This is a genomic window from Stenotrophomonas maltophilia group sp. vghtpe118 (assembly GCF_052605195.1).
The window spans coordinates 2,541,771-2,554,144 of the sequence record NZ_CP199672.1; the positions used below are offsets into that span (position 1 = coordinate 2,541,771).

Genomic DNA, 12,374 nt, shown 5'->3' on the forward strand with positions numbered 1-12,374 from the left:
TGCCGGAGAGGACTCCGGCGCCCACAACGAAGGCTATCGCACTGATGGCCGCACCGATGCTCGATACCTACCGCGAGGTGGTGACGCCGGAGGGTGTGCCGCTGCAGCTGCCGGCAGCCGGCCCGGTGCCACGGGCGATGGCGTGGCTGGTGGATCTGGGCGTGCGCATCGCGGTACTGGTGGTGATGTCGATTCCACTGGCACTGCTGGATTCGTTCGGCTCCGGGCTCGGCCTGGTGCTGATGTTCCTGGTGTACTGGGCCTACCCGATCGTCTGCGAAGCGCTGTGGGGCCGTACCCTCGGCAAGCGCGCGCTGGGCCTGCGCGTGCTTGCGCGCGATGGCGCGCCGGTAGGCTGGATGGCTGCCATCACCCGCAACCTGCTGCGCACCGTGGACATGCTGCCGTTCGGCTATGCACTGGGCCTGATCAGCAGCCTGTTCGATCCCCATGGCCGTCGCCTGGGCGATCTGGTGGCCGGCACCGTGGTGGTGCATGCGCCCGCGCTGTACCTGCCGCCTCCGCCCACCATCGACAGCGTGCTGGCCCCGCCGCAGCCGCTGCGACCGGAAGAGCAGGCCGCGCTGATGGCCTTCGCCGAGCGCGCGCCACGGCTGTCGGCGGCCCGCCAGCAGGAACTGGCCGGCATCGCCGAACCGCTGACCGGCACCCACGGCCAGGTCGGCGTACTGCGCCTGTATGCCATGGCCAACTGGCTGTTGGGGCGGCGATGAAGCAGGAACAGTTCGTCGCCCGCTACCAGCAGGAATGGCAGGACCTGGAACACTGGCTGCTGCTGCGTGCTGGTGCTGCGCGCCGCACGCGGCGCAAGGCCAGCGCGCTGGCAGTGGACGACGCCGCCTTCCCGCAGCGCTACCGGCGCCTATGCCAGCAGCTGGCACTGGCCCGCGAGCGCGGCTACAGCCCGCAGCTGGTGCAGCGCCTGCAGCAGTTGATGCAGCAGGGCCACAGCGTGCTGTACCGCACGCCGCCGACGCGCTGGCGCGGTGCACTTGAATTCCTGGTGGCCGACTTCCCGCTGCTGGTGCGCAGCCAGGCGCGCAGCATGTGGGTGGCACTGGCGATGTTCGCGCTGCCGGCGGTGGCCTGCTTCGTGCTGGCGCAGCTCTACCCGGACCTGATCCACATGGTGATGGACAACCGCCAGATCGCCGAGATGGAGCGCATGTACGATCCAGCGGCCGAACGCCTCGGGCGTGACAGCGGCACGGACTGGATGATGTTCGGCCACTACATCCTGAACAACATCAGCATCGCCCTGCGTACCTTCGCCAGTGGCCTGCTGGCCGGCCTGGGCACGCTGCTGGTGCTGCTGTTCAACGGCGTGATCATCGGTTCAGTGGCCGGCCACCTGCAGCACATCGGCCATGGCGATCCGTTCTGGCGCTTCGTCGCAGGCCATGGTGCGTTCGAGCTGACCGCGATCGTGATCGCCGGCGGTGCCGGCCTGCAGCTGGGCATGAAACTGCTGGCCCCCGGCCGGCGCAGCCGCCTGGATGCCCTGGTCGAAGGCGGCCGCATCGGGGCCCGGCTGTGCCTGGGCGTGGCGTTCATGCTGCTGGTGGCCGCGTTCATCGAAGCGTTCTGGTCGTCGATTGCCGAAGTGCCGGCGTGGGGCAAGTTCAGCGTGGCCGGCGTGCTGTGGGCCGGCGTGCTGCTGTGGCTGTGGCGCGGCGGGCGCGGAGGCGGCAATGCGCATTGACCGCCTGGACGTGGTACTGCGCGCGCGCAGTGGCTGGGAAGCAATGGAGCTGGGCAGCGCCCTGTCGCGCCGCCACGCACGTGCGGTATGGGGCAGCTGGCTGCTGGCCAGTGCGCCGCTGTTCGTGATCTTCAACGCGTTGGGCTGGTGGCTGGATGCGTTCGGCTGGGCCTGGCTGGCGATGTGGTGGTGCAAGCCGCTGTTCGAGCGCGCACCGCTGTACGTGCTGTCGCGCGGCATCTTCGGTGAGCCGGTGGGCGCGCTGGCAGCGCTGCGCGCGCAGCGCAGCTGGGGCAATGCAGGCTTCTGGGGCTACCTGGGCTGGCGCCGCTTCAGCGTGCTGCGCAGCCTGTGCCTGCCGGTGAACCTGCTGGAAGGCAACGCGCCGGCCCAGCGCGGTGCACGCCGCCGCGCCGTGGCGGCCGGTGCCGCGGGCGCCGCCGTCGTGCTGACCGTGGCCTGCATGGCCTTTGAAGGCGTGCTGGTGTCCGGCGCGATCGGCGCGGTGTTCATGTTCATGCCACTGGAGCTGATGTCCGAATCATGGCGTGCCGCATGGGACATGATCGGCCAGGACACGCCTGCCTGGGCGCAGCTGGGCTTCAACCTGGCGTGCTGGCTGGCATCGGTGCTGATCGGACCGTTCTATGTCGGCGCCGGCTTCGGCCTGTACTTGAACCGGCGTACGCAGATGGAAGCGTGGGATGTGGAGATCGCCCTGCGCCGCCTGCGCGAGCGGCTGCTGCCGGCAGCATCGACGCTGGCGCTGCTGCTGTGCCTTGCCCTGCCGCTGGCCTCCGCGCCAGTGCATGCGCAGGACGCGCAGACAGTCGCTGAGCAGGCCGACGGTGCCAAAGAGGACGAGGACCGTGCGGAAGAACCCGCCACTGCGGCCAACGATCCGGCCAATACGCCGACGATGATCTTCGGTGCGGCGCCGGTGGACACCGCCGGTTTCCGCCAGGCGGTGAACCGCGCCTATGAGGATCCGCTGCAGCGCCCGACCCGCCAGGTCACGCGCTGGAAGCCGATCGAACAGGCCGAGGAAAAAAAGAAGGAAGACAAGACGCTGCAGAGCGACGGCAGCAGCAAGGGCGAGCGCAGCAACCGCAAGGCCGGCATTGCCTGGCTGGCGCGCCTGGCCGAGTGGGGCCTGTGGGGCCTGCTGGGCGTCCTGCTGCTGGTGCTGTTGTTGACCGCCCGTCTGTGGCTGCCGTGGCTGCGCGGCAGTGGCCGGCGCAAGGCCGAGGCTGCACCACAGGTGGTGGTGGAACAGGTGGAGTTGCCGGTCGTGCTGCCGCCGGACGTGGCCACCCAGGCCGGCCTGCTGTGGGACCAGGGCCGGCCACGTCAGGCGCTGGCCCTGCTGTACCGCGCCAGCGTACGCACCGTGGGCGAGCGCAGCGGCATCGCGCTTCCGCCCGGTGCCACCGAAGCGCAATGCCTGCGCGCGTCGCGGCGCATGCCCGATGCCACCGACCGTGACCTGTTCGCGCGCATCGTGCGCATGTGGCAGTACGCCGCCTACGGTGGCCGCCTGCCCAGCCGCGCCGATTTCGATGCACTGGCCGACACGCTGCGCCAGCAATACCGGTGGCTGGCATGAGCCCGCGCCTGTTCTGGTCGCTGTTGCTGGGCGGGCTGGTGCTGCTCGGCGTACCGCTGACGATCCTCTTTCTGCGCACGCATGAGCGGGTGACCGAGACCGTGCAGCTGCCGCCGCAGGGCGAAGCTGGCTACAACCCGCTGTACGTGCTTGGCCAGGCACTGCGCGCCGATGGCATCGACGTGCACTCGCGGCCGCGGCTGGACCTGCAGCAGATGGCGCTGGGTCCGCGCGATACGGTGGTGCTGCTACAGGACAGCAGCGAACTGCCGGCACCGGCGGCCAGGGCCCTGCTGGCCTGGGTCGATGGTGGTGGCCATCTGCTGGTTCGTACGCCGCCACCCGCAGAGGACGACGCCAGCAGTACGCAGGGACCGCTGCTGGACCAGCTCGGCGTGGACAGCCTGTACCAGCAGAGCGACTGCCAGCCGTTCCACGTCATCGACGATCCCAGCCATGTGGAGTTCTGCGGTGGTCGCCGCTTCACGCTGGGCTTTGCCGCCCGTACACAAGCCGAACGGCGTTGGGGCAACGAGCGCAACCTGGTGTTCGCGCGACTGCGCCACGGGCAGGGCAAGGTGAGCGTGCTGGCCGACATGGAGTTCATGCGCGGCGAGGTGGATTCGCCGGCAGCACGCCTGGCGTCGGCTGCGGGCAAGGCCAGCGACGGCCTGCACGATCTCTCGCACCGCGACCTGACCCGTTATCTGCTCGATCCGAACTACGGCAAGGGTACTTTCTGGCTGGTCTACGCCAGCCGCCCGCCGTCGCTGTGGGCGCGCCTGTTCTACCAGGGCTGGCCGGTGTGGGCGCCGCTGCTGCTGGCCCTGCTGGGCTGGCTGTGGGGCCGTTCGCAACGCTTCGGCAGCCGCCTGCCGTCGCCGGTGCTGGAACGCCGCTCGCTGCTGGAACACGTGCGGGCCAGCGGCGAGCTGCTGCTGCGCTTCGGCCACGGCGCGCGCCTGTACCACGCCGTGCTCGCCCTGTTCCTGCATCGCCTGCGCCTGCGCGCACCGGTGGCTGCAGCACTGGAGGGCGCCCCCCGCGAACAGGCCATCGCCGAACTGCTGAAGTGGCCGCAAGACCGCGTTGCCAGCGCGCTCACGCCCCCTCCGCCGCACGATTCCTCCGCCCTGCGCGAGCGCATCCGCTTGCTGCTCCAGATGAGATCCCTGCTATGACCGAAGTCCCCGAGCTGCCGGCGGCCGCCAACGCCCGCCTGATCGAACGCGTCGATGCCATCCGCGATGCCGTCGGCCACGCCTTCATTGGCCAGGCCGATGTACTGGACCAGATCCTGGTGGCCCTGCTGGCCGGTGGCCATGTGCTGATCGAGGGCGTGCCCGGGCTGGGCAAGACCCTGCTGGTGCGGGCACTCGCGCAGGCGCTGGAGCTGGATTATGGCCGCGTGCAGTTCACCCCCGACCTGATGCCCAGCGACGTCAGTGGCCATGCGGTGTACGACCCGAAGAGCGAGAGCTTCAGGATCCGCCGTGGCCCGGTGTTCACCAACCTGCTGTTGGCCGACGAGATCAACCGTGCGCCGGCCAAGACCCAGTCGGCACTGCTGGAAGTGATGCAGGAAGGCCAGGTGACCATCGAAGGCAAGGCGTTCACCCTGGCGCCGCCGTTCATGGCGCTGGCCACGCAGAACCCGCTGGAGCAGGAAGGCACCTACCCGCTGCCAGAGGCACAGCTGGACCGCTTCCTGCTGAAGGTGCTGATCGACTACCCGCAACTGGAGGACGAGAAGCGCATGGTGACCGCGATCACCAGTGGCCGTGCCGCCAGCGACTTCGACCTGAGCCAGGTGCCGCGTGTACTGGGGGCTGGCGAGCTGCTGGAACTGCAACGTGCGACCGCGGCGATCACCGTCGATGACGAAGTGATCGACTACGCGGTGCGGATTGTGGCGGCGACCCGGCAGTGGCCGGGCGTCGCGGTCGGCGCCGGCCCACGCGGCAGCATCGCGCTGGTGCGTGCCTCGCGTGCGCAGGCGGTGCTGGCCGGCCGTGACTTCGTCACGCCCGACGACGTGCGCGACATCGCACGCCCGGCGCTGCGCCACCGCATTGCACTGGCCCCGGAGCTGCAGATCGAAGGCCAGGACGCCGACGACGTGCTGGGCGCACTGTTGGCCAAGGTGGAAGCACCGCGCCGATGAGGCCTGCCCCGCTGCTGCTGGCGCTGCTGCTGGCCTGGGCCGCCCTGGGCGGCCTGGTGCTGGGCGGGTTGCTGCCGCGCTGGAGCTGGGCGCTGGCCGCGGCGGCCATCGCGTTGCCTGCGCTGTTCGACCTGTGGCGGCAATCGCGGCGTCCGTCGCCTCAGGTACAGCGCGAACTGCCCGAAGCGCTGGCGCTGGGCGTGCGCCGCGAGGCGGCGCTGCGGCTGCAGGCCGAGCAAGCGATGACGGTGCAGGTGTTCGACCTGGTCCCCGGCGGCTGGCCGCTGGAATCGCTGCCACAGCGCGTGCGCCTGCGGGCCGGTAGCGCCTCCACGCTGCACTATCACCTGCAGCCGCTGCAGCGCGGGCACTTCCGCTTCGAAGGCGTGCACCTGCGCATGCGCTCGCCGTGGCGCCTGTGGTGGCAGCAACGCACGCTGCCGCCCGTACTGGACGTGCGGGTCTATCCGAACTTCGTCCCGCTCACGCGCTTTGCGTTGTTCAGTGCCGACCAGGCCTCGCGGCTGGTCGGTGCACACGTGAAGCGCCGCCGTGGTGAAGGCACCGACTTCCACCAGATGCGCGAGTATCGCGTCGGCGACAGCCTGCGCCAGCTGGACTGGAAGGCCACCGCGCGTGCGCGCAAGCTGATCTCGCGCGAGTACCAGGACGAGAAGAACCAGCAGTTGCTGCTGATGCTCGACAGTGGCCGGCGCATGCTGGCCAGCGAAGGCGGGCTCTCGCACTTCGACCATGCCTTGAATGCCTCGCTGGTGGTGGCCTACCTGGCGCTGCGCCAGGGCGATGCCGCCGGCCTGTTCGCTGCCGGTGGCGAACGCCGCTGGGTCGCGCCGCAGCGCGGCATGGGCACGGTCGAGCACCTGCTGCGCGCAAGCTACGACCTGCAGCCACGCGCGGTGGCCACCGATTACCTGGCCGCTGCCACCGAGGTGTCGCTGCGCCAGCGCCGGCGAGCACTGGTGATGCTGGTCAGCAACGTGCGCGATGAGGACATCGAAGACCTGCTGGCGGCGGTGCGCCTGCTGCAGCGGCGCCACCTGGTGTGCGTGGCCAGCCTGCGCGAGCGCGAGCTGGACGGCGTGCTGGAGGGCGAAGTGCAGACACTGGAAGACGCCACCCAGGCCGGTGCCGCCGCGCTGTACCTGCAGCAGCGCGCGAAGGCGCACGAAGCGCTGCGCAGCGAGAAGGTGATGGTGCTGGACGTCACCGCCGACGCCCTGCCCGGCGCGCTGGTGGAGCGCTACCTGGCGGTGAAGCGCGAAGGGCGGCTCTGAGCCGAGCGCGGGCTCGGCTCTACACGAATCGGGTTGTCTGTAGCGCCGAGCCCATGCTCGGCTGCCGGCCAGCGGCCGGCACTACCTACCCCTGCAGCAAGCGCCGCTGCAACCGCTCCACCGCACGCTGCAGCAGCACCCGGTTGCGGGCCAGCTTCATCCACTGCGGCAGGCGCGAGAACATGGATCGATGATGGCCGCGGCCCTCGCGCAGCGTCGCGCCCGCGTATTCGTGCAGTGCCTGCAGATGTTCGGCGTTGTAGGCCCACAGCAGGCCCGCGCGGGTCGATTCGACCAGGCGCAGCGGCAGACCGAAATGCGGATCGGCAGGCTCGGCGTCACGCAGGGGACGCGTCAACACCGTGACCTCGGTGCTGCGATCGCACTGTGCGCATCGGGCGGGGAAGGATGCAGGCGCGGGGATGCCGGCGGGAATCGGCCGACACACATGCAGCCACTGATGCCCGCAGAATCCACAGGGCTGGCGGCCCAGAATGCGGACTGCACCCACCCAGTCGCCGCTGTCCAATGCAGCGCTGCAAGCGGTGCAGCGGAAACGCGCGGTCCATCGATAGGGTTCCCAGCGGGCGATCACCCAACCGGGGGCATCGCAGCGGTGGCAACGCACCGCGACGCGGTCCGCGACGGCCTGCAGGCTGCGCCCGTCATCGAAATGCCGGCCCGGCGCGGGCGTGGCACGTCCATGCCGGCCAGGCCAACGCCGCACCGTCATCAGACGTAGATCCGCGTCGGCGCCTCGTCGACGATCGCGTGCGGCACGAAGCGCGCACTGTCGCGGGTGATCGCGCTGTCGTCCTCGCGGATGCCGATGCCGCAGGCGTGGTCACCCACCACCCAGCTGCCGATCAGCGGGTAGCCACCTTCGAAGCGGGTCAGCGGATGGGCGCGCTGGATGATCGCCGGGCCGTCATAGGGACCGTCGCTGCGCTGGGTGCTGCCATCGGCCAGGTGCATCTCGATGTTGGCACCTTCGCGCGAGAACAGCGGCTTGCGCACCCAGCCCGGGGCCAGCGTGCTGCCGTCATCGAAGTGCGCCTCCAGCAGGTTCGGATGGCCCACGTTGCGCTGCCACAGCAACGGCAGGATGCCCTTGTTGCTCAGCACTGCCTTCCACGCCGGTTCCAGCAACTGCACGCCCGAACCGGGCAGCGCGCGGCCGAACTCTTCGGCCATCAGGTCTTCCAGCGGGTACAGCTTGAACAGCGTGCCGATCACCGAATCATCCAGCGCGGTGAAGCGGCCGTCCTCGGACAGGCCGATGTCCTCGATCGCGATGGCCTGGCCATGCAGGCCGGCCTGCGACGCGCAGTCGCGCAGGTACTCGACCGTGCCACGGTCTTCTTCCGAGCTTCCCACCGCGCTGAAGTACAGCGGCGGCGGCAGCTGCGTGGCCAGTTCGCCGAAGCGCTCGACCAGTGCCTCATGGATCGCATTGAACTGGTCGGCATGCTGCGGCAGGCGGCCGGCGTTGCGCTGGTCTTCCAGCCACTGCCACTGGAAGAAGCTGGCCTCGAACAGCGAGGTCGGCGTGTCGTAGTTCAGCTCGTACAGCTTGGCCGGACCGGTGCCGTCGTAGGCCAGGTCCAGGCGGCCGTAAAGGTGCGGCTGGCGCTGGCGCCAGCTGTCGACGATCCAGTCGCGGTAATGCGACGGAATCGCCAGCTGGTCCATCAACCGCTCGCTGCCGATGACATCACCGACCAGATCCAGCGCCATCTGGTGCAGCTCGGCACTGGGGTCTTCGATGTCCTGTTCGATCTGGCGCAGGGTGAACGCGTAGTACGCGCTTTCATCCCAGTAGGGCTGGCCATCGATGGTATGGAAACGGAAACCCGCTTCCTCCGCGCGTGCCCGCCACTGGGCACGCTCGGCAATCCGGATGCGCTGCATGGGTCGATCAGCCGCCGTAGCTGCCGCTGGTGCTGCGGCGTGCGCTGGTGTTGCCGAAGCCACCACGGCTGGCAGTGACCGCACGGTTCGGCTCGCTGGTGACCGGCGCCAGACCGGCCTTGCCGGCACCGATGCCGCTGGCGGTGTTCAGGCCACCGGTGCCGCCCGGTGCCGGGCGCGCCCAGCCAGCGTTCTTGTCCTGGTAAGCCGGTGCCGACGCCGGCGCCTGCGGGGCGAGGCCGCCGCGGTTGCTCAGCATCTGCGACATGAAGAAGCCCATCATCATCGGGCCGATGAACGAGGTGCCGGCCGAGGTGTGCTGCTGCACGCACTGCTCCGGCTTGTAATCCTTCTCGCAGGCTTCCTTGCTGGCGTACTTCGGCGCCGCATCGGCGGCCTGTTTCTGCGCTTCGGCGAAGGCATTGCGGCACGACGACGGGTCGCCGGTGGCCTCGGTGCAGGCCTCGACCGAGGTGTACAGGCCTTCCTGCACCTTCACCTCCGGCTCCTTCTGGCAGGCGGTGAACAGCAGCGGCGCAGCGCTCATCAGCAGCAGCGCGGTGGTGCGGGAACGTTTCATGGCCTCATGCCCTGTATACGGATCAATGCCCAATGATGCCAAATCCTCACCAACAACCGGAATCGGCAAAGTGGGAAAGATGAACGGAATTTCATTTTCGTCGTTCCCCATCAGCCACGCATGACGTGGATCCATCGTGTCGACCAAGGTCGACACCTACCAAGGGCAGAGCGCCGGCCCCAACAGATCGCAGCAAACTGTCGAAGGCGGGGTGGGTCCGGTTGCGGGGGCGTGAGCGCCATGGATGGCGCGACCGAGGCTACATGGATGTACTTGCGCCGTCCCCCGCAACCGGACCCACCCCGCTGTCCCACGGAATGCCCGCCTTTGACGTTGACGTTGCCTCTGCGGGTGCCGGGCGCAGCCCGGCCGGACCATCTCCGGTGGTTGCAGCAGCAACCGAAAAAATTGGCCATGATCGGCTGACCCCCACGTCGTACGGCCCGCCCGTTCCGCCAGCCATGCCCGAATACCGCTCCCGCACCTCCACCGCCGGCCGCAACATGGCCGGCGCCCGCGCCCTGTGGCGTGCCACCGGCATGAAGGACGGCGACTTCCACAAGCCGATCATTGCCATCGCCAACTCCTTCACCCAGTTCGTGCCCGGCCACGTGCACCTGAAGGACCTCGGCCAGCTGGTCGCGCGCGAAATCGAACAGGTCGGTGGCGTCGCCAAGGAATTCAACACCATCGCCGTGGACGACGGCATCGCGATGGGCCACGACGGCATGCTGTATTCGCTGCCCAGCCGCGAGATCATCGCCGACGCCGTGGAGTACATGGTCAACGCGCACTGCGCCGACGCGCTGGTGTGCATCAGCAACTGCGACAAGATCACCCCCGGCATGCTGATGGCTGCGCTGCGCCTGGACATCCCGGTGGTGTTCGTCTCCGGCGGGCCGATGGAAGCGGGCAAGACAAAACTGTCCGAGCACAAGCTGGACCTGGTCGACGCGATGGTGGTGGCCGCCGATGACAGCGCCTCCGACGAGAAGGTCGCGGCCTTTGAACGCAGCGCCTGCCCCACCTGCGGCTCCTGCTCGGGCATGTTCACCGCCAACTCGATGAACTGCCTGACCGAAGCGCTGGGCCTGTCGCTGCCCGGCAACGGCACTACGCTGGCCACCCATGCCGACCGCGAGGCGCTGTTCCGCCGCGCCGGCCGCCTGATCGTCGAGCTCTGCCATCGCTGGTACGGCGGCGAAGACCCGAGCGCGCTGCCGCGCGGGATCGCCACCCAGGCCGCGTTCGCCAACGCGATGACCCTGGACATCGCCATGGGCGGCTCCACCAACACCATCCTGCATCTGCTGGCCGCAGCGCAGGAAGCGGAGGTCGACTTCGACCTGACCCACATCGACGCGCTGTCGCGACGCGTCCCCCAGCTGTGCAAGGTGGCGCCGAACACACCGAAGTACCACATCGAGGACGTGCACCGCGCCGGCGGCGTGTTCGGCATCCTCGGTGAACTGGATCGCGCCGGCCTGCTCGATACCACAGTGCCGACCGTGCACAGCGCCAGCCTGGCCGAAGCGCTGGAACGCTGGGACGTGGTGCGCAGTGACAACGACACCCTGCATACCTTCTTCAAGGCCGGCCCGGCCGGCATCCCTACCCAGGAGGCCTTCAGCCAGGCCACGCGCTGGCCCGCGCTGGACCTGGACCGCGCCGAGGGCTGCATCCGCTCGCTGCAACATGCGTATTCGCTGGAAGGTGGCCTGGCTGTGCTGCGCGGCAATCTGGCCGTCGATGGCTGCGTGGTGAAAACCGCCGGCGTGGACGAATCGATCCATGTGTTCGAAGGCCCCGCACGCGTCTACGAAAGCCAGGACGCCGCCGTCGCCGGCATCCTCGCCGACGAGGTGCAGCCGGGCGAGGTGGTGGTGATCCGCTACGAAGGGCCGAAGGGCGGCCCGGGCATGCAGGAGATGCTGTACCCGACCAGCTACCTGAAGTCGAAGGGACTGGGCAAGCAGTGCGCGCTGCTCACCGATGGTCGCTTCTCCGGTGGCACCTCGGGGCTGTCGATCGGCCACGTTTCGCCGGAAGCGGCCAGTGGCGGCGCGATCGGCCTGGTGGAAGATGGCGACCGCATCCGCATCGACATCCCGGCCCGCCGCATCGACCTGCTGCTGGATGAGGCCACGCTGGTCCAGCGCCGCAGCGAGGCCGATGCACGCGGCTGGAAGCCACGCGCACCGCGCCCGCGCAAGGTCACCAGCGCGTTGAAGGCCTACGCCCTGCTCGCCACCAGTGCCGACAAGGGCGCCGTACGCAACACCGCCCTGCTCGGCGATTGATCCCGATCCGGTAGTGCCGGCCGCTGGCCGGCATCTGCACGCCGCGTCCCACATCATTGAGGTTGCCGGCCAGCGGCCGGCACTACCCGTCGTGATCCGTTATGGTGGCCAGGAGGTCATCAACACGGAGGTTGAGAGGATGTTGCTTTTCTTTGCACTGGCCGCTGCCATGGGCACGTCAGCAGAACCACCCAAAGCACCCGACTGCAGCTACGACCGTGCAGCGATGCTGGCGATGGAACCGGATGCGTTCGATCAGGACCTGGAAGGTGGCTGGCGCACGCTGGCCGACCGTGGCTGCCACCGTGAAGCCGCTGATCTGCTCGCCGCCTATGCTGTGCTGCCCAAGGCTGCGGGCAACACCATGATTCTGTGGCATGAAAGCCAGATGCGTGCGGAGGCGGGCCAGTACCCGGAGGCGGTGGCGCTGATGCAGCGCACCTACAAGCCCACCGCCACCGACCCCGGTTACTGGAACGCCTACGTGGACGGCACGATCGCCTTCCTGCAGCGTGATCGTGCGGCGCTGGAGAAAGCGCGAGCAAGGTTGATTGCGATTCCTGCGCCGGAGCAGATTGCCAAGGCGCTGAAGGATGGGCGTTATCATTTCACGACCGCCGGCGGGCAGAAGGTGGATGTGCCGTGGCCGCCCAACCTGGACGTGCTCGATGGCTTCCTGCGCTGCTTTGATCGCGATTACCACAATGCGATGGGCAACCAGGCCTGCCGGAATCCGGAGGGCGATTGAGCGACAGAGGGCGTGGTCGGGTCAGAGCCCTTCCTTCGGAAGGGATC

At 68.9% G+C, this 12,374-nt stretch carries 11 protein-coding genes; 8 read left to right on the forward strand and 3 right to left on the reverse strand.

What is annotated here, in order from left to right:
• Window positions 1-44 precede the first annotated feature (44 nt).
• Genes ACUDTM_RS11630 through ACUDTM_RS11655 form a run of 6 tightly spaced genes read left to right on the forward strand, consistent with a single transcriptional unit; the run spans window position 45 to window position 6,788 of the window.
• Window positions 45-734: an RDD family protein gene (locus ACUDTM_RS11630; protein ID WP_072168016.1), complete on the forward strand. Its 690-nt coding sequence runs from the start codon at window positions 45-47 to the stop codon at window positions 732-734.
• Window positions 731-1,723, forward strand: coding sequence for a stage II sporulation protein M (locus ACUDTM_RS11635; RefSeq protein ID WP_065177881.1), 993 nt, complete (start codon window positions 731-733; stop codon window positions 1,721-1,723). The genes ACUDTM_RS11630 and ACUDTM_RS11635 overlap by 4 nt, the downstream gene beginning before the upstream one ends.
• Window positions 1,713-3,329, forward strand: coding sequence for a DUF4129 domain-containing protein (locus ACUDTM_RS11640; protein WP_088497022.1), 1,617 nt, complete (start codon window positions 1,713-1,715; stop codon window positions 3,327-3,329). The genes ACUDTM_RS11635 and ACUDTM_RS11640 overlap by 11 nt, the downstream gene beginning before the upstream one ends.
• On the forward strand, window positions 3,326-4,510 hold the full coding sequence (locus ACUDTM_RS11645; protein ID WP_072168019.1) for a DUF4350 domain-containing protein: 1,185 nt from the start codon (window positions 3,326-3,328) through the stop codon (window positions 4,508-4,510). The genes ACUDTM_RS11640 and ACUDTM_RS11645 overlap by 4 nt, the downstream gene beginning before the upstream one ends.
• Entirely contained in the window at window positions 4,507-5,493 is a 987-nt protein-coding gene (locus tag ACUDTM_RS11650; protein ID WP_072168020.1) for an AAA family ATPase, read from the forward strand. The genes ACUDTM_RS11645 and ACUDTM_RS11650 overlap by 4 nt, the downstream gene beginning before the upstream one ends.
• Window positions 5,490-6,788 carry a DUF58 domain-containing protein gene (locus ACUDTM_RS11655; protein ID WP_072168021.1) on the forward strand — a complete coding sequence of 433 codons (1,299 nt, stop codon included), beginning with the start codon at window positions 5,490-5,492 and terminating at the stop codon, window positions 6,786-6,788. Before ACUDTM_RS11650 ends, ACUDTM_RS11655 begins: the two co-directional genes overlap by 4 nt.
• An 85-nt stretch (window positions 6,789-6,873) precedes the next feature.
• Here the strand turns inward: ACUDTM_RS11655 and ACUDTM_RS11660 are convergent, their stop codons facing one another.
• Genes ACUDTM_RS11660 through ACUDTM_RS11670 form a run of 3 tightly spaced genes read right to left on the reverse strand, consistent with a single transcriptional unit; the run spans window position 6,874 to window position 9,279 of the window.
• Window positions 6,874-7,521 (reverse strand): hypothetical protein, encoded by a 648-nt coding sequence (locus tag ACUDTM_RS11660; protein WP_111201605.1) that lies wholly within the window; start codon window positions 7,519-7,521, stop codon window positions 6,874-6,876.
• The gene (locus ACUDTM_RS11665; RefSeq protein ID WP_445391333.1) at window positions 7,521-8,699 is read right to left on the reverse strand and encodes a glutathionylspermidine synthase family protein; all 1,179 of its coding nucleotides are present in this window, start codon (window positions 8,697-8,699) and stop codon (window positions 7,521-7,523) included. The genes ACUDTM_RS11660 and ACUDTM_RS11665 overlap by 1 nt, the downstream gene beginning before the upstream one ends.
• A gap of 7 nt (window positions 8,700-8,706) precedes the next feature.
• Entirely contained in the window at window positions 8,707-9,279 is a 573-nt protein-coding gene (locus ACUDTM_RS11670) for a DUF1190 domain-containing protein (protein WP_005420172.1), read from the reverse strand.
• Window positions 9,280-9,740: 461 nt separating this feature from the next.
• Between ACUDTM_RS11670 and ilvD the strand changes: the two genes are divergently transcribed.
• Entirely contained in the window at window positions 9,741-11,579 is a 1,839-nt protein-coding gene (gene ilvD / locus ACUDTM_RS11675) for a dihydroxy-acid dehydratase (protein WP_065177877.1), read from the forward strand.
• A gap of 139 nt (window positions 11,580-11,718) precedes the next feature.
• Window positions 11,719-12,327, forward strand: a complete 609-nt coding sequence (locus ACUDTM_RS11680; protein WP_058979311.1) for a hypothetical protein — start codon at window positions 11,719-11,721, stop codon at window positions 12,325-12,327.
• Window positions 12,328-12,374: the final 47 nt, after the last annotated feature.

Excerpts from the sequence above, each read along its gene's own strand:
- ACUDTM_RS11665 (WP_445391333.1), bottom strand. The coding sequence starts at position 8,699 with ATGCAGCGCATCCGGATTGCCGAGCGTGCCCAGTGGCGGGCACGCGCG.
- ilvD (WP_065177877.1), top strand. The coding sequence starts at position 9,741 with ATGCCCGAATACCGCTCCCGCACCTCCACCGCCGGCCGCAACATGGCC.
- ACUDTM_RS11650 (WP_072168020.1), top strand. The coding sequence starts at position 4,507 with ATGACCGAAGTCCCCGAGCTGCCGGCGGCCGCCAACGCCCGCCTGATC.
- ACUDTM_RS11635 (WP_065177881.1), top strand. The coding sequence starts at position 731 with ATGAAGCAGGAACAGTTCGTCGCCCGCTACCAGCAGGAATGGCAGGAC.
- ACUDTM_RS11680 (WP_058979311.1), top strand. The coding sequence starts at position 11,719 with ATGTTGCTTTTCTTTGCACTGGCCGCTGCCATGGGCACGTCAGCAGAA.
- ACUDTM_RS11670 (WP_005420172.1), bottom strand. The coding sequence starts at position 9,279 with ATGAAACGTTCCCGCACCACCGCGCTGCTGCTGATGAGCGCTGCGCCG.
- ACUDTM_RS11660 (WP_111201605.1), bottom strand. The coding sequence starts at position 7,521 with ATGACGGTGCGGCGTTGGCCTGGCCGGCATGGACGTGCCACGCCCGCG.
- ACUDTM_RS11630 (WP_072168016.1), top strand. The coding sequence starts at position 45 with ATGGCCGCACCGATGCTCGATACCTACCGCGAGGTGGTGACGCCGGAG.
- ACUDTM_RS11640 (WP_088497022.1), top strand. The coding sequence starts at position 1,713 with ATGCGCATTGACCGCCTGGACGTGGTACTGCGCGCGCGCAGTGGCTGG.
- ACUDTM_RS11645 (WP_072168019.1), top strand. The coding sequence starts at position 3,326 with ATGAGCCCGCGCCTGTTCTGGTCGCTGTTGCTGGGCGGGCTGGTGCTG.
- ACUDTM_RS11655 (WP_072168021.1), top strand. The coding sequence starts at position 5,490 with ATGAGGCCTGCCCCGCTGCTGCTGGCGCTGCTGCTGGCCTGGGCCGCC.